The following is a 20,026-nucleotide window of genomic DNA, read 5'->3' as shown; positions in this document are numbered from 1 at the left end:
CCGGGTAGATCAGGGGGATGTGTGAAAAAGCGGGGTCAGCGGCGGCGTCCGCGCGCCTTGAGGGGGGTGAGGGGCAGCTCTGGGGCGGGCAGCGGGGCGGCTCCCGTGCCGGGCACCGTGCCGAACCCCTCGCCCTCCATCCACTCCCGCCGGAACCCGGCGATCTCCTCGTGGCTGCGGCCGACGAAGTTCCACCACATGACGATCCGCTCCTCGAACGGCTCGCCGCCGAGGAGCAGCAGCCGCCCGGGCACCTCGGCGCTCACGGCCAGCTCCGAGCGCCCGCTGCCCAGGTAGAGCAGCGGGCCGGGGGCGAGATCCGTCTCGCCGACCCGTACCGTGCCGGACAGGGCCAGCGCGGCGTACTCGAAGCCGGGACGGAGCGGGACCGAGGTCCCGGCGCCCGCCTCCAGCGTCATCTCCGCCCCGACCAGCGGGGTGTGGATCGTCGCCGGGGAGGTGACACCGCCCAGCTCGCCCATGACGACGGTCACCGTGACGCCCGGCGACGACGCCGCGGTCAGCGTGGGCAGCGCCGGGTGGTGCTCGAAGGCCGGGGCGGTCTCGCGGGCGGCGGCGGGGAGCGCCACCCACAGCTGGACCCCGTGCAGCACGGCCTCGGCCGGCGACTCCTCGGCGTGGGAGATGGCCCGCCCGGCGGTCATCAGGTTGAGCTGGCCCGGCCTGATCAGCTGCTCGCTGCCGAGGCTGTCGCGGTGCAGGACCTCGCCCTCCACGAGCCAGCTGACGGTCTGCAGGCCGGTGTGCGGGTGCGGGGGAACGTGCATCGTCGCCCGCTCGGGACCGTAGTGGTCGACGAAGCACCACGCGCCGACCATCCTGACGTCCCGGTTCGGCAGGGTCCTGGTGACCTTCATCGCCCGGGGCCCGCCCAGCACCACGTCCCGGCCGGTCAGCAGCTCGTTCACCGGTTTCGCCGACACGTCCGCGAGGCCGCCGCAGGCCGACTCCCGCGGATCCGTTTCCAGGTTGCTCATGGTGCGAATGTACGGTGCGATCCGGTCCCGCCGGGTACGGGGTGGCACAATCCCCGAGCGAGGATCATGTGCGTGGTCGGCGCCCGGTTCCGGTATCTTTCGTCCACCCCGCCGATCGCCCACCGCCCCGGTGGGACGGACATCGCGTGAAGTGAGAGGCCGCATGACCACCGATACACCTCCGAGCGGATCTCGTAAAAGCCGCTGGAGCGCGCAGACGTGGTTCAACGTCGTGCTGCTCGTCATGACCCTGTTGCTCGGGCTGTCGGCGATCATCGGCGCCACGGTCCTGCGGAACGCGGCGGCCGCGTCCACCAGGCTGATCGACCACATCTCGGTGGGCAGGATCCAGGCCGAACGCCTGCAGGCGACCCTGCTGAACCAGGAGACCGGGGTGCGGGGCTTCGTCCTCACCGGCAAGGAGGAGTTCCTGCAGCCGTACCTGGACGGGCGGCGCGACGAGCTCGCCGTGTCGGCGCAGATCGGGCGGCTGGCGCCGGGCGCGGAACCGCTGCGCGCGCTCCAGGAGGTGGAACGGCTGGCCGCCGAGTGGCGGGCCCGCTACGCGGAACCGATGATCGCCAAGGTCAGGGACGAGAGTCCCAAGAGCGTGAGCGCCGAGCAGTCGGAGGAGAGCAAGCGCTCCTTCGACGCCGTCAGAAAGGCGATCGACGCACAGAACACCGCCTGGGGCCAGGCGAGGCAGTCGGCCCGTGCCGATCTGGAAGCCGCCCACGCGGTCAGGGACGCCACCTTCTTCGGCATCCTGGCCGCCTTCCTGATCACCATCATCACGGTGGCGGTGTTGCTGAAGATCGCGGTGTTCGGCCCTCTGGCCCGGCTGCGCGAGGCCTCCCGCAGGGTCACCAGGGGGGACTTCGCGCACCACGTGGACACCGGCGGCCCCGCCGACCTCGCGGAGCTGGCCGACGACATGGAGGCGATGCGCGGGCGTATCGTCAACGAACTGGAGGAGGCACGCGGCTCCCGGCTGCGGATCGCCGCCCAGGCCGAGGAGCTGAAGCGCTCCAACGCGGAGCTGGAGCAGTTCGCCTACGTGGCCTCACACGACCTGCAGGAGCCGCTGCGGAAGATCGCCTCCTTCTGTCAGATGCTCCAGCAGCGATACGCCTCCCAGCTCGACGAGAGGGCCAACACCTACATCGACTTCGCCGTGGACGGCGCCAAGCGCATGCAGGTGCTCATCAACGAGCTGCTGACCTTCTCCCGGGTGGGCCGGATCACCAGGGAACCCGTCGAGATGGACCTGAACGACGTGATCGACAGGGCTCTGTCCAACCTCTCCGCGGCGGTGGAGGAGTCAGGGGCCGAGATCGAGGTCGGTGAGCTGCCCGCGGTCGTCGGTGACCGGACCCAGTTCGTGATGCTCTGGCAGAACCTGATCGGTAACTCCCTGAAGTTCCGCGACCCCGACCGCGCGCCCCGGGTCACGATCGAGTCCGAGCGGATCGACGGGGAGGTGCGGATGACCGTCACCGACAACGGCATCGGCATCTCGCCCACCTTCGCAGAAAAGATCTTCATCATCTTCCAGCGGCTGCACCAGCGGGACGCCTACGAGGGCACGGGGATCGGCCTGGCGCTCTGCAGGAAGATCGTGGAGCAGCACGGCGGCACGATCAGGCTGGACACCGAGTACGACGAGGGTGCCCGCTTCGTCATCACGTTCCCCGCCGAGGCCGTCGCGCCGGAGCGGCAGGAGGAGAGCGGGCGGGAGGACTCTTCGGAGATCACGGTTGGGACCGTGCCGTGACACGCGGACGGCGCGCGCCGACCCGAATGCCGTTACCGTTTACCGGATGGAGGAGATCGACCGCCGTATCGTCACATTACTGGCCAGGGATGGCCGGATGAGCTTCACCGATCTCGCCAGGGAGACGGGGCTCTCGGTGTCGGCGGTGCACCAGCGGGTGCGCCGGTTGGAGAAGCGCGGGGTGCTGCGCGGGTACGCCGCGCTGGTCGACTACGACGCCATCGGGCTCCCGCTCACCGCGTTCGTCTCCATCAAGCCGATCGACCCGGCCGCCGCCGACGACGCGCCGGAGCGGCTGGCCCACCTGAGCGCCGTCGAGGCCTGTCACAGTGTGGCCGGGGACGAGAGCTACATCCTCAAGGTGCGGGTGGCCTCGCCCATCGCGCTTGAGGAGTTGCTGAACCAGATCCGCACCGCCGCCAACGTCTCCACCCGCACGACGGTCGTGCTCAGCACGCCGTACGAGCATCGCGCCCCTGAGCCGGCGGGGCAGGGCGAAGGGAAGCCCGAGGAGCGCGCCTGACCTTTCCCGGGGGCGAGGTCGTCCCGGACGGGCTCGTCCTCTCGTGTGATGAGGGGGGCGCCGGGGGTTCTTCCGGGCGCGCTGACCGGTTCGCTCTCCTGTTTGGGGGGTTGCTCCTGATTTGCCGGGGTGCGGCAATTGATTCAAGCTGGACGGGTGCCTCCCAGAAAGATCATCATCGACTGCGACCCGGGAATCGACGACGCGCTGGCGCTCGTCCTCGCCCACGGGAGCCCTGAGCTGGAGATCCTGGGGATCACCACGGTCGGCGGCAACGTCGAACTGGCCAGGACCACCGACAACGCGCTGCGGCTCCGCGAGTTCCTCGGGTTCGGCGAGGTGCCGGTCGTCGCGGGCAGCGCGGGCGCCCTCCTGCGCCCCCGGGTGGACGCGGCGGGCGTGCACGGAGGCTCGGGTCTCGGGGACGCGCTGCTGCCCGCGGCGTCGCTCCCGCCGGCCGCCGGGCACGCGGCCGACTTCATCATCGAGACGCTCAGGGCCGACCCTGGCGAGGTGACCCTGGTCGCGATCGGCCCGCTGACCAACGTGGCGCTCGCCGTACTCAGGGAGCCCGCGATCGTGAACTGGGCGCGCGGGCTCACGATCCTCGGCGGGTCCTACACCAGGGGCAACTTCTCTCCCGCGGCCGAGTTCAACATCGCCGCCGACCCCGAGGCCGCCGCGATCGTCTTCGGCGCGGGCTGGACGGTGACCATGATCGGTCTCGACGTGAGCCGCGGCGCCGTGACCACGGAGGCGGTGGCGGAGCGCATGGCGACGATGGGCAGGCTCGGCAGCGACCTGCTCCTGCCGTGCGTGCGGTTCTACGGCATGATCACCGCCGAGGACGGCCCCGCGATCCACGACGCCTGCGCGATCGCCCACCTGATCGATCCGTCGCTCATCACCCTCGAGCCCGCCGTCGTGGACGTCGAGACGGCGGGCCGCTTCACCGCGGGGATGACCGTGACCGACTTCGCCCTCCGGGGCCGCGCCCCCAACGCCCTGGTCGGCACCTCCCTCGACGTGGGCCGCTTCTGGGACCTGCTGCTGACCGTCTACGCCGGAGTCGCCGAGTCCATCGGGTCCATCGAGTCCATCGAGTCCTGAGGCCGCTTTGGAGGGGCGGAGCCTCAGGGCAGGGCGTGGAAGTGGGCCCGAAGGCGGGCCCTGGCCTCCTCGGTGGCGCCGAGGGCGTCCAGACCCAGCAGGGCGGCGCCCATGACGGGTGCGACGTCGGAGACGATCGGCCTGGCCTGCGGGGCGCGCTCGGCGAAGCCTCGCTCCAGCAGCTCGTTCATCAGCGGGTCGCGGGCGGTGAGGACGCCTCCGCCCAGGACCACCTCCGTCGGGACGGAGAGCAGGTCCAGGCGTCGCATCGCGACCACCGCGAGCACGACCACCTCCTCGGCCATCCGCGTCACCAGCGACCGGGCCACCGCGTCCCCCCGGTTCGCGACCGCCATCAGCGCCGGGACCAGCTCGCTCAGCCTGCCGTGGGGCACCTCGCCGAAGTGGATGGCGAGTGACACCTCCTCGACGGTCCGGGTGCCGAAGTGCTCGCGGACCACGACGGCCAGCGCGCTGGCCGGGCCCCGGCCGTCCTCGGCGCGCACGGCGTGCCAGAGCGTCTCCTCGCCGAGGCCGAGACCGCCACCCCAGTCGCCGGTGATCCGTCCCAGCGCGGGGTATCTCGCCACCTCCCCCGAGGGGGAGACCGCGACCGCGTTCACCCCCGCGCCGCAGACCACGGCCACCCCCGCGGGCCCGGAGGCCCCGGCGCGCAGCAGCGCGAAGGTGTCGTTGCCGACGCTCGCCCGCCTGCCGTACCCCCGGGAGAGGATCTCCGCGCACAGCGCCTCCTCCTCGACGGGCAGGTCCGCGCCCGCCACGTAGGCGGCCACGTGGTCGGCGTACGGTGTGACCGTTCCCGGCCCGAGTACGGAGCGCACGGTGTCGCCGATCACGTCGATCGCGACGCCCACCCCCGTGGTCTGCGGCTGGAAGGCGCCGCCGCGTCCGGTGGCGAGGACCGAGCCGTCCTCCGCGACCAGCGCGACGTCGGTCTTGCTGTTGCCGCCGTCGACCGCCAGGACCGTTCTCACGCGGTCGCCCAGGACAGGTGCCGGCGGTTGGCCTCGACCAGGCGCCTGGCCAGGTCGCCGGAGAGCGAGGCCTGGCCGATCAGCGGGTGGGCGAGCAGCGCGTCGGCGACGCGGTCCTCGCCGCCGTGCAGCGCGGCCTCGAGCGCCAGCGTCTCGTACGCCGTGACGTGGGCGACGAGCCCGGCGAAGAGGGGCTCCACCGGGTCGACGGGCAGTGCGGCCGCGCCCGCCGAGGTGATCGTGGCCGGTACCTCGATGACCGCCTCGTCGGGCAGGAACGGCAGCGTGCCGTCGTTGCGCAGGTTGACCACCTGGGTGTCGCCGCGGTCGCCGGTCAGCGAGGCGATCAGCGCCACCGCCGCCTCGGAGTAGAAGGCCCCGCCGCGTTCGCCCAGCAGTTCGGGCTTGGTGTCCACCGCGGGGTCGTCGTACAGCTCGAGCAGCGCCGTCTCCATCGCCGAGACCTCGGCCGCGCGCGACGGTCTGCCGTGTTGCTCCTCCACCACCAGGTCGTGCTCGTAGAAGTAGCGCAGATAGTAGGAGGGCACCACGCCCAGGCGGCGGATGAGCGCGGCGGGCAGGCCGACGTCCCCGCCGATCTCCTCGGCGTGGCTCTCCAGCAGCCTGGGCAGCACGTCCACCCCGTCCAGGTGGACGGCCCGCTCCCAGGTGAGGTGGTTCAGACCGACATGGCCCAGCGAGATCCTCGCGGGGGCGACGCCCAGGGTGGCGGCGAAGCGACGTTGGAAGCCGATGGCCACGTTGCACAGGCCGATGGCCCGGTGTCCCGCCTCCAGCAGTGCCCTGGTGACGATGCCGACCGGATTGGTGAAGTCGACGATCCAGGCGCCGGGCGCGTGCCTTCTGACCTTCTCCGCGATGTCCAGCACCACCGGCACCGTGCGCAGCGCCTTGGCCAGCCCACCGGCACCGGTCGTCTCCTGACCGACGCAGCCGCATTCCAGCGGCAGCGTCTCGTCCACGTCGCGCGCCGCCTGGCCGCCGACGCGCAGCTGCAGCAGGACCGCGTGCGCTCCGGTGACGCCCTCCTCGACCGAGGAGGTCGCGACGACCGTGGCCGGGTGCCCGGCCCGCGCCAGCATCCGGCGCGCCATGCCGGACACCGACCTCAGCCGCCGGGCGTCCGGGTCGACCAGCGCTATCTCACTCAGCGGCAGCTCGTCGCGCAGCCGGGCGAAACCGTCGATCAGCTCCGGCGTGTATGTCGAACCGCCTCCGACAACGGCGAGTTTCACCCTTTTGCTCCTGTCAGCGTGACGCTCTCGATGAGGACCTGTTGGGCGAGGAGGAACACGACGATCACCGGGGCCGTGACGAGCAGGGGTGTCACCCCGGTGAGGTTCCACCGCCCACCGCACGGTGCTCGCGAGGACACCGGCCAGGAAAAGAGCGTGTGGTTCTTTTTCTCCGTGAGGGGGGTCGGGGCGAAAGTGGGAAGGCGTCGGTGCACGACGGCTGCCTCCTGAGGGCGGTGGATCCGGGGGGCGTTCTCGGGGAGTTTCGTGCGAGGCCGGGAAGGGTCAGGAGGGGACGGTTGAGCCGAAGACCTCGTCACGGGCGGTCGCGAGGGCGAGGTCGAGCGCGCCGGCGAGGACGGGGTTGCCCTCGACGGTCGACAGCAGCAGCGGGGGCCGGGGGATGGTGAGCGCGTGGAGTTCGTGCTCGACGAGCTCGCGCAGGGTGTCGCCACCGGAGAGGAGGGTTCCGCCGGTCAGCACGATGATCTCGGGGTCGACGACCGAGGTGATCGAGGCCAGTCCGACGGCCAGCCGGGAGGCGATGTCGCGCAGTCCGGCGCGGGCGTCGTCGGCACGCCTGCCGGTGGAGGTGGAGGCCCGCACGGCGTTCAGCACCGCCTGCGTGGGCGTGGTGCCGCGCACGCCGTACGATCTGAGGATCTTGAGTACCGCCGGGCCGCCGGTCAGGGCCTGGTAGCCGTGGTTGGCGTAGCGGCCGGTGTCCCTGGCGGTCGGGGCGCCGGGGGTGGGCATGTAGCCGACCTCCCCGGCACCGCCGGTGGCGCCCCGGTGCAGCCGGCCGCCGAGGACCAGCGCGGCGCCCAGGCCCTCGTCGGCCCAGAGCAGCACGAAGTCGGCGTGCCCGCGGGCCACGCCGTGCGCCTGCTCGGCCTGGGCGACGAGGTTGACGTTGTTCTCCACGGAGACCGGCACGCCGAGACCGTCGCCGAGGGTGCGGACCAGGTCGGGGATGTGCCAGCCGGGCATGTCCTTGCTGGTGGCGTACGCCATCTTCCCCGTACCGGGGTCGATCGTGCCCTGCACGCCGATGACCACGCGCCGCAGCGCCGCGGGGGCGTTCGCGCCCTCCAGCGCGGCACGGACCCGCTCCAGCGCGTCGCCGCCGGAGCGGCCGGGGCTGGGCAGACGGTGCTCGCCGGTCACGGTGCCGGTGATGTCGGCGACCCTGACGTCGATGCCCGCGCGCGTGACGTCCAGCGCGGCGACGTGCGCGGCGGCGGGGTTGAGCCGGTAGACCTCGGCGGTGCGGCCGGGCAGCCCTTCGCGGATGCCGTCGAGCACGACCAGGCCCGCCTCCTGCAGGCGGATGAGGAGCTGCGAGGCGGTGGGCTTGGACAGACCGGTGAGGGCGCCGATCTCCGGGCGGGTCAGCGGGCCGCGCTCCAGTAGCGCCTGCAGGGCGGCGCGGTCGTTGATCGCGCGCAGCAGGCTGGGGGTGCCGGGCGTCGGCTGGGTCACTGGTCCTCCGCGTACGTCCTCGCGTCCACCTGCACGGCGAAGTTAGGAAAGTTTCCTAACTTCGAGTGAATGTAAGGAGCCCCGCGGATTCTCGTCAAGCAGGCAGGGGAGGCCGCAATCAAGCTGTGATGACGGCGGGACGGGTAAACTTCTCGACGGACCTGCTAGGGTGATGGTTTGTCATAACAACCAGTGCAATGGCCCGGAGTATCCCATTACTAGTAACGATAATGGAGCGACGGCAACCCGTCAAATCGAGCTGGCCAGGGAGCAGGAGTACGTTTCCCGCCTTTATGCCCGGCTTGATCTGCTGCGCGAGCGCACTCAGCGACAGCTGGACAGCGTTCTCGCGCAGGGCGGAAGTGGCGGCACGCACCAGAACCGCTCCGAGCGCGACAGCTTCGCGGGGATGTACGCCGAACGCCTGGGCCGTCTGTGGGCGGTCGAGAACGGCCTGTGCTTCGGCCGGCTCGACAACGCCGACGACACCTCGCTCTACATAGGTCGCATCGGCATGGCCGACGACGACCAGCGCCGGATGCTGATCGACTGGCGGGCGCCGGTGGCGCAGCCCTTCTACGGTGCCACCCCCGCGGCCTCGATGGGCGTCACCCGGCGCAGGCACCTGCAGACCAAGGGCCGTACGGTGATCGGGATCGACGACGACCTCCTCGACCTCGACAGCCTCACCGAGGAGGACGTGGCCACCCTCAACGGGGAGGCCGCGCTGCTGGCCTCCCTCGGGGCCAGGCGCACCGGCCGGATGCGTGACATCGTGGCCACCATCCAGTCGGAACAGGACCGCATCATCCGCTCCGACCTCAACGGGGTGCTGGTCGTGCAGGGTGGTCCCGGCACGGGCAAGACCGTGGTCGCGCTGCACCGCGCCGCCTACCTCCTCTACACCCACCGGGAGAAACTGGCCCGCAGGGGCGTGCTCATCCTCGGTCCGAACCTGACCTTCCTGCGCTACATCGAGCAGGTGCTGCCCTCCCTGGGCGAGACCGACGTGCTGCTGTCGACCGTCTCCGAGCTGTACCCGGGAGTCGTCCCCCGCCGCAGGGAACGTGCGGAGGTGGCCGCGGTCAAGGGGGACGTCCGGATGGCCCAGGTCGTCGCGCGGGCCGTGCGCGAGCGGCAGCGGGTGCCGCGCAAGCCGATCGAGATCAAGCTCGACCGCTACACCCTCAAGCTGGAGGGGAACGTCCTGGAGGCCGCCCGCAGCCGGGCGGCCCGCTCCAAGAGGGCGCACAACGAGGCCCGCGCGGTCTTCGTCCGCCACCTGCTCAACGCGCTCGCCCGGCAGGCCGCCAGGCAGCTCGGCAAGGGGATGATCGACGACGACGAGCTGGCCGACATCCGTGAGGACCTCCGCACCGAGCGGCCCGTCAAGGCGGCGCTGAACCGGCTGTGGCCCTACGTCACCCCGCAGCAGCTCCTGATCGGCCTGTTCACCTCCCGCGAGCGCCTCGACCACGCCGCGGCCGAGTTCGGCGCGGCCGAGCGCGAGCTGATGCTGCGCGAGCCGCCACGCAAGGGGGAGGACTGGTGGTCGGAGTCCGACGTGCCGCTCCTGGACGAGGCCGCCGAGTTGCTCGGCGACATCGACCCCGCCGTGCTGCGGGCCGGAGCGTGGATGGCCGAGGAGGAACAGGCCGCGCAGCGCGCCGCCGCGCTCGACGAACGACAGCACCAGCTCGCCTACGCCAAGGAGGTCCTGGAGCTGACCGGGCTGTCCGACATCATGGACGCGGAGAAGTTCGCCGCCCGTCACCTCGGTGACGACGTCTTCTTGACCACCGCCGAGCGCGCGGCGGCCGACCGCACCTGGGCCTTCGGGCACGTCATCGTCGACGAGGCGCAGGAACTGTCGCCGATGGACTGGCGCATGCTGATGCGCCGCTGCCCGACGCGGTCGATGACGATCGTCGGTGACCTGGCCCAGACCGGTTCGTCGGCCGGAGCGCGCTCCTGGGGCCGGGTCCTGGATCCGTACGTGGCGGGACGCTGGCGTGAGGAGACCCTCAGCGTCAACTACCGCACCCCGGCCGAGCTGATGGCCGTGGCCGCCGATGTGCTCACCCTGGTGGATCCGGCGCTGAGCGCCCCGGCCTCGGTGCGGGAGACGGGGGCGCGGCCGTGGGCGGCCTCCCCGACGGACTCCCTCGCCGAGGTCGTCAAGGCCGAGGTCGTCGAGGGCGGACGGCTCGTCGTGATCGTTCCCGAGTCGCGCGCCGAGGAGTTCGGGGCGATCGTGGTCCGCTCCGTCGACGGCGCGGTGGCCGGACCGGGAGCGGCGGCCCTGGACGCGCAGGTGGCGGTGCTGACCGTCGCCGAGGCCAAGGGACTGGAGTTCGACGCGGTCGTCGTGGTCGAACCGGAGCTGATCCTGGACGAGTCCCCACGCGGGGCGAGCGATCTTTACGTGGCATTGACCCGCGCCACCCAGCGGCTTGGCGTCGTACACGACGGCCCGCTTCCCGGTGCCCTCGCTCGACTTGAGCGACATCGGATCACATGAGAGCATTGACGGCTCTCGTCGATCATGTCCCAGCTGCGAAAACTTGATGTTTCCGCTGTTAGTGACACGGTTGACATCTGCGCTGGGCTCGGTAGTTTGCTGCCCAGTCCAGCACGGGACTGGCCGGTCGGCCGCTTTTCGACATCGTCGTCTCCTGCGCCCGTGACGGGGGTCTTCCCCGTCCGTACAGCCAGGCGCAGGGCCGGCAGTCCGTCGAGGCGGGGCACTCCTTCCGGGCGGGGGGTTGGACCCAGGAGGGGTCCGGGCACCCAGTAGACAACGGCAATCCGCGCTCGCCGCCGACGGGACGGAACCGGTCCGAAGGGTCGTCCGGGCCCTCTTCCCGCTCCCGTGCGAGCGCCGCAAGCGTCGGGGCGGCCCGGGGTGGGGGGGGGGGCACCCCCCGGCCGCCCGCGCGCCGGCGGGGGGCGCGCCGCGGGGGCCCACGGGGGGGGGGCGGCGGGGGGCCACAACCCCCCCCCCGGGCCGCCCCGTTGCCGCGTCTGGAGTCCGCTTATCGGGGTTTTGCTGGGTTTGAAGTGCTTTGGTGTTGCTTCTGATTAATGTGGCGGAGAATTTTTGGGGGCGTGCCTGCTGGGCGGTAGCGTTCCGGCTAGCAAGACCGGTCAGGAAGGCCAGACGTCACCCGCCGCACGACATCGCAAGGAGCCTCGCCCGTGGTGCAGGACAAGACGGCCGCTCCGGTACCGGAGCGGCCCACGCAGGGCGTTCCCGCGGGAGGTGCGGCGGCCGGTTCCGTGACCGGCTCGGTGACCGGTCCCGCGAGGAGGGCGACCGCCGGCCCGGTGGACGGCTCGGCGGACGGTGCCGCGGCCGTGCCGGCGGACGGTGCGGACGGTGTCGCGGGCGGCCCGCCCGGCGCGGAGGTTTCGTCCCCCGGCTCGCGCCTGGTGCCGCTCGCCCGGGCCGCGGGCGCGGTGGCCGGCGGCCTGCTGATGTTCCTCGCCTTCCCGCCGCTCGGGCTCTGGTTCCTCGCGCCGCTCGGCATGGCCTCGGCGATCCTGGCCGTACGTGGCACCCGCCCGCGCCGGGGCACCTGGCTCGGCCTCCTCACCGGTCTCGCCATGCTGCTGCCCGCTCTGCACTGGGTGAGCCCGATCGGCACCGACGCCTGGCTGGGGCTGGTCGCCATGGAGAGCGCCTTCTACGCCGCGTGGGGGACGGGCGTCGCGGTGGTGACCCGGTTGCGTCTGTGGCCGTTGTGGGGCGCCGCGCTCTGGGTGGCGGCCGAGTGGGCGCGGGGGCAGTTCCCCTTCGGCGGATTTCCCTGGGCGCGAGTGGCCTTCAGCCAGGGGGAGTCGATCTTCACCCCGTACGCCGCGCTCGGCGGGGCTCCGCTGGTGAGCTTCGCGGTGGCTTTGTGCGGTGGCCTGCTCGCCCTGGCGGTGCTGCGCTTTTTCCCGGCCACGGCCCCCGCTCCAATCACGGCCCCGGCCTCGAGCGCGGTCTCGGCTCAGGTCCCGGCCTCGGCCGAGTCCCAAGGGTCGCTCTCGCGCACGGACCGGCTCCCGGCCTCGGCCGAGGTTCCGCCCGAGTCCTCCGGCTCTCCCGTGGTTCCCGGCCCCCGCCGTGCCCGGGGCCCGCGCTGGGGGCGGGCACTGGCCCTGCCGCTCGCCGGGGCGTTGGCCGTGCCGGTCGCGGCCCTCGCCGTTCCCCGGTACGGCGACGAGGGCAGGAGCGTGACCGTCGGCGTCATCCAGGGCAACGTTCCCGGCCGTGGCATGCACCCGCTGGGCGACGAGCCCGCCGTGGTCCTCGGCAACCACACCCGGATGCTCCACCAGATGGCACGGGATGTGCGAGAGGGCAGGACACCCCGTCCCGACCTGGTCGTGCTGCCGGAGAACTCCACCGACATCGACCCGTTGCGCAACGAGTTCGCCCGGAGCGAGATCGACGCGGCGGTCAAGGACATCGGGGTGCCCGTCCTGGTCGGCGCCGTGGTCGGGATCGGGGAGAACAACCGGGCGACCCGCAGCATCGTCTGGGATCCGGTCACCGGCCCCGGCGCCCACTACGACAAGCAGCAGCTGGTCCCCTTCGGGGAGTTCACCCCGCTCCAGGGCCTCGTGCTCGCCCTGTTCGAGCGGGCCTCCCTGGTCGGCAAGCAGTCGGTGGCGGGCACCCGCGACGGCGACCTCAGGCTGGGGCCGGTGACCGTCGGCGCGATCAACTGCTACGAGGTGGCCTTCGACGGCATCGTGGGCGACACCGCCAGGACGGGGGCCACGCCGCTGGTGGTGCAGACCAACAACGCCACCTACGCCCTGACCAACCTGCCGTCGCAGCAACTCGCCATGTCCCAGTTGCGGGCCGTGGAGCACAATCGGGCTGTGATCACTTCCGCAATTACTGGTATATCGGCATATGTGACCCCGAATGGTTCGATCGCCTGGCGCACCGGTGAGCTGGTTCCCGCCATGAACGTCCTGACCGTTCCGGTCAGGACCGCGCAGACCATCGCCACACGCGTGGGTGCGCTGCCCGAGTGGGCCTTGATACTTGTGGGTGCGGGTGCGGTGGCCACCGCCTGGCGGCGCCGGACGCCCGGTGCGGGGCACCTCGCGAACCGGGAGGACGATCAGCAGGTGGGAGACGCGTGATGGAGCGGATGCTTGGTCGGGTGCTCGTCATCGTCCCGACGTACAACGAGCGGGAGAACCTGCCGCTGATCACCCGGCGGCTGCGCGAGGCCGTCCCCGACGCCCACCTCCTGATCGCGGACGACGACAGCCCCGACGGCACGGGAGCGATCGCCGACAAGCTGGCGGCCGACGACGACCACGTCCACGTGCTGCACCGGCCGGGTGGCAAGCAGGGGTTGGGCGCCGCCTACATCGCGGGTTTCCGCTGGGGTCTTGAGGAGGGGTTCGGCGTTCTCGTGGAGATAGACGCCGACGGATCCCACCAGCCGGAAGAGCTGCCCAAGCTGCTGGACGCGCTGGCCGAGGGGGCCGATCTGGCGATCGGCTCCCGGTGGGTGCCCGGCGGCAAGGTCGTCAACTGGCCGGTCTCGCGGGAGTTCCTGTCGCGCGGCGCGAACGTCTACACCCGGCTGATGCTGGGCCTCCCGGTCCGGGACGCCACGGCGGGCTTCCGCGCCTACCGTGCCTCGGCCCTGGAGAAGATCAGCCTGCACGACGTCGAGTCGCGGGGCTACTGCTTCCAGGTGGACCTGACCCTGCGCACGGCTCGCGGCGGGATGCGCGTCACCGAGGTGCCCATCACCTTCGTGGAGCGCACCGTCGGGGCGAGCAAGATGAGCCGCGGCATCGTGGTCGAGGCACTGTGGCGGGTCACCGTCTGGGGTGTCACCGGTCTGCCCGCCCGCCTGCGCCGCCGCCGAGGTCGCTGACCCCTGGCCCCGCGGTGGCGCGGCCGGCCGATCCTGGCCGCCCGCGCCGCTTCCGTGAGGCCGCCCCCGGTTCGGAGGGGAGCACCGTCCTGAGAGCCGGCTGAAGCCCTGAGGGCCTGAGGACGCTGAGAAAACCGTCCACGCTGAGCGAACGCGGAACGCGCCGCCGCTTCGGGACGTTGTTCATGTCGTACGGCTGTCGCACGAGTTGAGGCGAAAAATGCGCATTCTGCTGTTCCTGACCTTTCTCGTGGTGCCGTTCCTCGAGATATGGGTGCTCATCCAGGTCGGTCAGCTCATCGGCGGGTGGCCCACGGTGGCCCTCCTGCTCGCCGGCAGCCTGCTCGGCGCCTGGATCGTGCGCCGCGAGGGCCGCCGGGCCTGGCGCAGACTTCAGGAGGCGCTGCAGAGCGGCCGGGCACCCGAGCGCGAGCTCGCCGGTGGCGGGCTGACCCTCGTGGGCGGCATGCTGCTGATCGCTCCGGGATTCCTCTCGGACGTCCTTGGTCTCCTGTGCCTGCTGCCGTTCACCCGGCCGATGGTCCGCGGGCTCGGATCCTGGCTTCTCGCCCGCCGGATCCGCACCCTCGTCGAGAGGAACGCGGGTGGTGCCGGGCTCGGCTCGCCGTTCGGCGCGGGTTCGCCCTTCGACGTGTCGCGCGACGGCGGGAGGCCCCCGGGTTCCGGGCCGGTCGTCCACGGCGAGGTCATCCGCGACGAGCCGGGTGACGCGGGAGGCCCAGGCGGGACCAAGGACTCCGACCGGGGGATCATCGGTCGCTGAGCGCGGCCAGGCGGCGCAGCGAGAGCCGGAACAGGGCCGCGTTCAGCGGTTTGATCACCCGCCAGCCGAGCCGACCGGCCGCGCCGAACGGCACGTCGAGGTCCTCCTTCCAGACGATCGTGCTGCCGCCGCCCTCGCGGGGCAGCACGCGGAAAACCCCGGTGCCGCGCACCAGCCGTCCGGTGTGGCGGACTCCCACGCTCCTCGGCGGATCCCACTCGGTGATCTCCATGGTGTCGAGGAACCCGGCCGGTCCCACCCCGGTGAAGGCCTCCAGACGGCTCCCGGTGCCGCGACCGTCTCCGGCGGTGACGCGCGCCCGGGTCAGGACCATCCACTCGTGGTGCCTCGGCCAGTCGGTCAGGACCGAGAACACCTGCTCGGGCCGGGCGTGCGCGTCCACGGAGACGCTGATGTGGGAACGGGTCATCCACGGTTCCTTCCCCGTCTCCGCCGGCCGACCCTCCGGACACCTCGCCGTGCCCCCGTGCCCGTGAGATCCTGCCGTGGGCGGTGACGGGCGCCGGCGAAGGTACTGGAAGAATCTCGTTTTTCTCCTTTTCAGGTCGAGATTCAGTGTGACTGTGGACCCTGAGAGGGCGAAGACGTGACGGCACGGCGCGCCCGGGACGGTTCGCGACGGGAAGAACGACACCGGGAGAGCGTGGAGAGGGGCGGGTTCGCGATGACCGCGTTCGCACAGGGAGCCGACCTGGTCGAGGTCAGGCCGGTCGGCTGGGACGACGCGGCGGCCGTGGCGCTCCGCGGAGCGATGACGGAGGAGATGGACGCCCGCTACGCCGACCTGCTCGCCGTCATCGGCCTCGTGCCCGATGGCATGAACGTCGAGCCGGAGAGCGTCGCCTACACCGGGGTCGCCTACGTGGCGGAGGGCGTCGCGGTCGGGCACGTGGCGTTGCGCAGGCTCGGTGGCGACCTGGAGCTCAAGCGGATGTTCGTGACCCTGTCCCATCGGGGCACCCGCGTGGCACGGGCCCTGCTGGCCGCCGCCGAGGACGCCGCCCGCGCGCTGGGCGCGCCCCGGGTCGTCCTGCAGACAGGCCCCCGCCAGCCGGACGCGGTGAGGATGTACGAGCGGGAGGGCTACACACCCGTCCCGGTCTTCCCGCCCTACGACCGTCTCCCGGGCTCCCTCTGCTTCCAGAAGCCTCTTTGATCCGCCCTCTCGCTCGCGGCGAAGAACGGCTCCCCGGGTTACCGGGGCCGTGCCGGGCCGGTCGCCCGGACACGGGTTCGCCGGCCCGGCCGAGGGGACGGCCGGACCGGCGAGGTGCTCGCGGGGTCTAGGACGCCGCGTGCTCGGGACTGTCGACGTAGATCCGGCCGAAGTCGACCGCCGGGGCGAATCCGGCGAAGTTGCGCTCGACCTCGGCTTTCTCCGCCGCGTTCGGGTTCGCGTTGGTGCAACTCGTACCCGCGCTCGCGCCGGACATCAGGTCCGTGCACCGGCCGGTACGCCGGTCGGGCAGGCCCAGGATGTGGCCGATCTCGTGGGTGGCGATCCGCAGCGGGTTGTGACCCTCCGCGGTCGCCTGCCGGCCCATCCACACGGTTCCGCGGCCCAGGCTGGTGGGCTGCGCACGAGGCCAGCCGTTGTCGGCGAGCACCACGAAGTCCGCGGGGCTGCCGGCCACCAGTCGTACGTTCGAGACGCTGGAGTTCCAGATCTGGGCCGCCTGGTCGACGGCGGATCGGAACTCCGCGGCCCTGCTCGCGTCATACCTGAGCACGCGAACCGCTGCCGTGCGGGCGTCCGCCGCGTGGGCGGGCGCGGCCTGGGCGGGGGTGACCGTCACCAGGAAGGCCAGCCCCAGGATGAGGGCGACGCCGGAGCGAATGATCCTTGACATTTCTGGCGGGCCTCCTCGGCCATCGGGGGGTTGCTCACGGGGAGCAGGCTGGTGAGGAGGCGAGATCAGCCGGTGACGAGTGTCAGCCCGTACGCCGAGAGGATCTCGTTGACCGGCTGGTGGTAGGTGGTACCGCCGACGGAGCAGTTGCCCGAGCCACCGGAGGTGACGCCCTGTGCCTGGTTGCCGGAGATGAAGGAGCCGCCGGAGTCGCCTGGCTCGGCGCACGCGCTGGTGCGGGTCAGGCCGCTCACCGTGCCCTGCGCGTAGGTGACGCTCGCGTTGTGCTGCTGGATGGTGCCGCAGCGCCAGCCCGTGGTGGAGCCGGAGCGGCAGATCGAGGAGCCGACCGAGGCCTGGGTGGAGCCGCGGACGACCACGTTGGCGCCGCCGGAGCCGCGGACGTAGGGGGTCACGGTGTGGCCGGGAGTGGAGACCCAGGCGTAGTCGTTGCCGGGGAACGACGAGCCGTAGAAGGAGCCGGAGGGGGAGCTGGTGGTGGCTCCCGCCCTACCGCAGTGACCGGCGGTCACGAAGCCGGGGGCGGTGCCCCGGCGCGCGGAGAAGCCGATGCTGCAGCGGCTGCCGCCGATGTAGTAGGCGTTGCCGCCGATGATGTTGATGAAGGGCTCGGGCTTCTCGGCGGAGAGCGTCACCTTCACGACGCCCTTGTCCACGCCCGCGGCCGCGGCGAGGGCCTCGCCCGCTGCCTGGTCGCCGGTGAGGATGACGACGCTGTTGGTCGTGACGTCGACGTACCAGAGGGAGGCGCCGGCCTTCGCCTCCGCCGACGCGCCGTCGAGCTTGGCCTTGACGGCCTCGAGGTCGGCGAGGGAGCGGCTGACGACCACGGGCTGCGCGCCCTTGGCCTTGATGGCGGCCGCGGCGGAGGCGTCGGTGGTGGCCACGGAGAGCTGGGAGGCGTCGCCGTTGAGCCAGGCGCCGCCGTACTTGGCGCCCAGTTCCTGGGTCAGGGCGGACTCCGAGGCGGCCGCGCGGTGCTCGTTGGCCAGGCGCTGGACGGCCTGCTCGGCGGTGAGGCCGAGGTCGCGCTGGAGAGCCTCGAGCATCGCGGCCGGAGGCTGGGGGGCGGGGGCAGGGGGGGCGGTTGTCGCGACGGCGGGCGACACGGTGGCGACCAGGTACAGAGCCACGGTGGCGGCTCCAGCCAGAAGGGTACCTCGACGTAACATGCACACTCCTTGTGAGGGGTGATGTCAAGGTATTGGTGAGAAGCATGCGGGGGGATCTCCCAAAAAATCCCTATCGCGATGTTATGGGGGCTTGATCACCTTCGGGCCTGGGGTGAGGTTGAGGGCGCGGTGCTCGCGAACACCTTCCTCCCGGAGAGGCGATGCGACCGAAACGGTTCAGGAATATGGCCGAAACGGCGGGGAGTGATGGACGATCAGGTGCTTCCCCTACTCGCGCGGCCGGGGGGAACTCTGAAAGACTGGTCACCGCGCCTTCGGCGCACAGGTGCCGATTCTCGACAGTTACCAACAGTGACCAAACGGAGCAGCGTCAATGACTTGTTCTGTGCATCCGGAACTCGCGAGGACGCATCGCCGCGCCGCACGTGCGGCCGATCGGTGGAGAGGGGCCCTCACGACGCCCGTTCCCCTCCTCTCCCGGGCACGCCCCGCGCGGGCCGTCGTCCAGGCCGCTCACCATCCGGCCGTCACCGCCCGGATGCCACAGAAGGACACGCACCATGACTGACGAAGCCGCCGTCACCGACGCCGGGAGCGAGGAGACGGCGACGTTGCCGCGCCGCAGCGACGCGCTGCGATGCCCGCACACCGAGGGCGACGAGCGCCGTTGCGTCCTGCCTCCCGACCACGATCTGGACCACGTCTACCCGCACCAGAAGGCTCCCGCCCTGTGCGCGGGTGAGTGACGGGCGATCGAACGGCCGGCAGGGAAACGGCCCGCGGGCGCGAGAGGTCCGGCGGCGCCGTCCCCGGTGACCTCCCGGCGGGAGGCCCTCTCGGAAACAGGCGTCCCTCGGTGTTCTTCGGCGTCGCCCGGCGTCCCCCGGCTTCAGAGGACGCCGATCGCCTCGGCGGCGGTCACGGCCGCGCGGACGGCCTGCGCCGGGTCGCCCTCGTGGTACCGCCGCTCGCTGGGCTCGATGTTGTCGAGAAACTCCTGATAGCGGACCGCGTACGCGAGGTGCTGCAGAGGTTCGGCCAGGACCAGCGCGCGGGCCGGGTCGCAGCCGGGGACGGCCGCGGCCCACGTCTCGCGCCAGGCTTCCGCGGCCGCTTCCCAGAGGTCGCCGGGCAGGAAGTCACGGGGGCGCAGGCCGTCGAGGACGGGGTGGCCGTAGTGGCTGTCGGCGAGGTCCAGCACGACGGTGCCGCGCGGTCCCGCCATCCAGTTGCCCGGATGGAAGTCGCCGTGCACCAGCGTGCACGGCAGGCCGCATGACTCCAGCGAGGCGGCGAGCGACGGCAGACGACCGGCGAGCCGGTGGGCGAGGCGCAACTCCCCGGTGTTCAGGTCACCGGCCGCCTCACCGTCGAGCAGTCCGCCCACCAGCGCGGCCAGAGCCGAGGGGGTGCGGTCGGGAAGTCCGTCGGGTGGCGCGCACCCGTGTTCGGCGAGGGCCGCCTGTGCCCTCGCCAGGCGGCTCACCGCCTCGACGACGATCTCCCGCGACGCCCCGTGACAGTCGCCGCCGGGCACGTGCTCCAGGAGCACCCGCCGGTTCGGGGTGTCGGCCGCCACGATCGCGGGCACCAGGCCGGGATCCTTCGCCGCGAGCATCCCGATCGCGCGGGCCTCGTCGGAGGCGAACCCAGGAGTGATCTTCAGCCAGACCGGTCCCGGGCGCGTGGGGATGCGGAACAACCCCGCCAGGTTCCAGGTCCTCACCTGCCGGACGGGACCCTCGGCGGGTCTGCCCGCCTCACGCAGCGCGGCCTGGGCCCAGGCCAGTGCCTCGCGCGCTCCGGACGCCTTCGCCCACTCCGCCCGGTGCGCCACGGGGCCCGCCAGATCTTCCAGGACCGGCCTGCCGGTCACGTCCGGGGCGCCGGGCCGGAGGTCGGCCGGACCGGCCGCGGGACGGTCCAGAGCCTCGACGTGATAGGTCGTGTGACCGTCGCGAGGGCCATCGCGAGGGCCGCCGCCGTTCTCGACGTCGACCAGGCGCAGCACCACCACGGGCGTGCCGAGCACGCCCTCCAGATGGGTCACGACCGAACCGACCTCGGCCCACCAGGGTTCGGCCACGGGGAACGGGCCCACGGTTCCCAGCCATTCGGTGCCCGACGTCACGAAGGCGCTCACCGTGCGGCCCGATGTTTCGCTCACGGGGGCAGTGTGCCC

At 71.9% G+C, this 20,026-nt stretch carries 17 protein-coding genes; 9 read left to right on the top strand and 8 right to left on the bottom strand.

What is annotated here, in order from left to right; all coding sequences use genetic code 11:
* Positions 1–35: 35 nt before the first annotated feature.
* Positions 36–998, bottom strand: a complete 963-nt coding sequence (locus tag AB0B90_RS13555) for a pirin family protein (protein ID WP_362922653.1) — start codon at positions 996–998, stop codon at positions 36–38.
* 163 nt (positions 999–1,161) lie between these two features.
* On the opposite strand from AB0B90_RS13555, the gene AB0B90_RS13550 reads away from it, so the two are divergent.
* The 3 genes from AB0B90_RS13550 (at position 1,162) to AB0B90_RS13540 (ending at position 4,405) form a co-directional block, all read left to right on the top strand.
* Positions 1,162–2,772: an ATP-binding protein gene (locus AB0B90_RS13550; protein ID WP_350948323.1), complete on the top strand. Its 1,611-nt coding sequence runs from the start codon at positions 1,162–1,164 to the stop codon at positions 2,770–2,772.
* Between the two features lie 46 nt (positions 2,773–2,818).
* Positions 2,819–3,295, top strand: a complete 477-nt coding sequence (locus AB0B90_RS13545) for an Lrp/AsnC family transcriptional regulator (RefSeq protein ID WP_350948324.1) — start codon at positions 2,819–2,821, stop codon at positions 3,293–3,295.
* Positions 3,296–3,451: 156 nt separating this feature from the next.
* The gene (locus AB0B90_RS13540; protein WP_362922651.1) at positions 3,452–4,405 is read left to right on the top strand and encodes a nucleoside hydrolase; all 954 of its coding nucleotides are present in this window, start codon (positions 3,452–3,454) and stop codon (positions 4,403–4,405) included.
* A 23-nt stretch (positions 4,406–4,428) separates the two neighbouring features.
* Here the strand turns inward: AB0B90_RS13540 and AB0B90_RS13535 are convergent, their stop codons facing one another.
* From AB0B90_RS13535 to AB0B90_RS13525, 3 genes are all read right to left on the bottom strand, one after another.
* Positions 4,429–5,400: a BadF/BadG/BcrA/BcrD ATPase family protein gene (locus tag AB0B90_RS13535; RefSeq protein ID WP_350948326.1), complete on the bottom strand. Its 972-nt coding sequence runs from the start codon at positions 5,398–5,400 to the stop codon at positions 4,429–4,431.
* Positions 5,397–6,656 carry a 6-phospho-beta-glucosidase gene (locus AB0B90_RS13530; RefSeq protein ID WP_350948327.1) on the bottom strand — a complete coding sequence of 420 codons (1,260 nt, stop codon included), beginning with the start codon at positions 6,654–6,656 and terminating at the stop codon, positions 5,397–5,399. Before AB0B90_RS13530 ends, AB0B90_RS13535 begins: the two co-directional genes overlap by 4 nt.
* A gap of 285 nt (positions 6,657–6,941) precedes the next feature.
* Positions 6,942–8,138: an ROK family transcriptional regulator gene (locus tag AB0B90_RS13525; protein WP_350948328.1), complete on the bottom strand. Its 1,197-nt coding sequence runs from the start codon at positions 8,136–8,138 to the stop codon at positions 6,942–6,944.
* Between the two features lie 172 nt (positions 8,139–8,310).
* Between AB0B90_RS13525 and AB0B90_RS13520 the strand changes: the two genes are divergently transcribed.
* The 4 genes from AB0B90_RS13520 (at position 8,311) to AB0B90_RS13505 (ending at position 14,819) form a co-directional block, all read left to right on the top strand.
* Positions 8,311–10,659 carry an ATP-binding domain-containing protein gene (locus tag AB0B90_RS13520; RefSeq protein WP_350948457.1) on the top strand — a complete coding sequence of 783 codons (2,349 nt, stop codon included), beginning with the start codon at positions 8,311–8,313 and terminating at the stop codon, positions 10,657–10,659.
* A gap of 677 nt (positions 10,660–11,336) precedes the next feature.
* On the top strand, positions 11,337–13,283 hold the full coding sequence (lnt, locus tag AB0B90_RS13515) for an apolipoprotein N-acyltransferase (protein ID WP_362922647.1): 1,947 nt from the start codon (positions 11,337–11,339) through the stop codon (positions 13,281–13,283).
* Positions 13,283–14,035, top strand: coding sequence for a polyprenol monophosphomannose synthase (locus tag AB0B90_RS13510; RefSeq protein WP_350948330.1), 753 nt, complete (start codon positions 13,283–13,285; stop codon positions 14,033–14,035). The genes lnt and AB0B90_RS13510 overlap by 1 nt, the downstream gene beginning before the upstream one ends.
* A gap of 220 nt (positions 14,036–14,255) precedes the next feature.
* Entirely contained in the window at positions 14,256–14,819 is a 564-nt protein-coding gene (locus tag AB0B90_RS13505) for an FxsA family protein (protein WP_362922645.1), read from the top strand.
* On the opposite strand, the gene AB0B90_RS13500 is transcribed toward AB0B90_RS13505, so the two are convergent.
* Positions 14,806–15,249: an SRPBCC family protein gene (locus AB0B90_RS13500; RefSeq protein ID WP_362922643.1), complete on the bottom strand. Its 444-nt coding sequence runs from the start codon at positions 15,247–15,249 to the stop codon at positions 14,806–14,808. The genes AB0B90_RS13505 and AB0B90_RS13500 overlap by 14 nt on opposite strands.
* Before the next feature lie 255 nt (positions 15,250–15,504).
* Here AB0B90_RS13500 and AB0B90_RS13495 point away from each other — a divergent pair, with 255 nt between their 5' ends.
* Positions 15,505–15,996, top strand: coding sequence for a GNAT family N-acetyltransferase (locus tag AB0B90_RS13495; protein WP_362922641.1), 492 nt, complete (start codon positions 15,505–15,507; stop codon positions 15,994–15,996).
* A gap of 127 nt (positions 15,997–16,123) precedes the next feature.
* Here the strand turns inward: AB0B90_RS13495 and AB0B90_RS13490 are convergent, their stop codons facing one another.
* Both AB0B90_RS13490 and AB0B90_RS13485 read right to left on the bottom strand, forming a co-directional pair.
* The gene (locus AB0B90_RS13490) at positions 16,124–16,690 is read right to left on the bottom strand and encodes a snapalysin family zinc-dependent metalloprotease (RefSeq protein ID WP_350948334.1); all 567 of its coding nucleotides are present in this window, start codon (positions 16,688–16,690) and stop codon (positions 16,124–16,126) included.
* A 65-nt stretch (positions 16,691–16,755) separates the two neighbouring features.
* Positions 16,756–17,883, bottom strand: a complete 1,128-nt coding sequence (locus AB0B90_RS13485) for a S1 family peptidase (RefSeq protein ID WP_350948335.1) — start codon at positions 17,881–17,883, stop codon at positions 16,756–16,758.
* A 521-nt stretch (positions 17,884–18,404) separates the two neighbouring features.
* Here AB0B90_RS13485 and AB0B90_RS13480 point away from each other — a divergent pair.
* Positions 18,405–18,590, top strand: coding sequence for a hypothetical protein (locus AB0B90_RS13480; RefSeq protein WP_350948336.1), 186 nt, complete (start codon positions 18,405–18,407; stop codon positions 18,588–18,590).
* Positions 18,591–18,733: 143 nt separating this feature from the next.
* On the opposite strand, the gene AB0B90_RS13475 is transcribed toward AB0B90_RS13480, so the two are convergent.
* Complete coding sequence (locus AB0B90_RS13475; protein WP_350948337.1) at positions 18,734–20,011, bottom strand: aminoglycoside phosphotransferase family protein; 1,278 nt, start codon at positions 20,009–20,011, stop codon at positions 18,734–18,736.
* Positions 20,012–20,026 lie beyond the last annotated feature (15 nt).

Source organism: Streptosporangium sp. NPDC049078, from assembly GCF_040648855.1.
Taxonomy (GTDB): domain Bacteria; phylum Actinomycetota; class Actinomycetes; order Streptosporangiales; family Streptosporangiaceae; genus Streptosporangium.
Note: the sequence above shows the minus strand (reverse complement) of the source record. Positions and strands in the feature narration are given on the sequence as shown.

Excerpts from the sequence above, each read along its gene's own strand:
- AB0B90_RS13555 (WP_362922653.1), bottom strand. The coding sequence starts at position 998 with ATGAGCAACCTGGAAACGGATCCGCGGGAGTCGGCCTGCGGCGGCCTC.
- AB0B90_RS13550 (WP_350948323.1), top strand. The coding sequence starts at position 1,162 with ATGACCACCGATACACCTCCGAGCGGATCTCGTAAAAGCCGCTGGAGC.
- AB0B90_RS13545 (WP_350948324.1), top strand. The coding sequence starts at position 2,819 with ATGGAGGAGATCGACCGCCGTATCGTCACATTACTGGCCAGGGATGGC.
- AB0B90_RS13520 (WP_350948457.1), top strand. The coding sequence starts at position 8,311 with ATGGTTTGTCATAACAACCAGTGCAATGGCCCGGAGTATCCCATTACT.
- AB0B90_RS13510 (WP_350948330.1), top strand. The coding sequence starts at position 13,283 with ATGGAGCGGATGCTTGGTCGGGTGCTCGTCATCGTCCCGACGTACAAC.
- AB0B90_RS13505 (WP_362922645.1), top strand. The coding sequence starts at position 14,256 with ATGCGCATTCTGCTGTTCCTGACCTTTCTCGTGGTGCCGTTCCTCGAG.
- AB0B90_RS13500 (WP_362922643.1), bottom strand. The coding sequence starts at position 15,249 with ATGACCCGTTCCCACATCAGCGTCTCCGTGGACGCGCACGCCCGGCCC.
- AB0B90_RS13495 (WP_362922641.1), top strand. The coding sequence starts at position 15,505 with ATGACCGCGTTCGCACAGGGAGCCGACCTGGTCGAGGTCAGGCCGGTC.
- AB0B90_RS13490 (WP_350948334.1), bottom strand. The coding sequence starts at position 16,690 with ATGTCAAGGATCATTCGCTCCGGCGTCGCCCTCATCCTGGGGCTGGCC.
- AB0B90_RS13485 (WP_350948335.1), bottom strand. The coding sequence starts at position 17,883 with ATGTTACGTCGAGGTACCCTTCTGGCTGGAGCCGCCACCGTGGCTCTG.
- AB0B90_RS13480 (WP_350948336.1), top strand. The coding sequence starts at position 18,405 with ATGACTGACGAAGCCGCCGTCACCGACGCCGGGAGCGAGGAGACGGCG.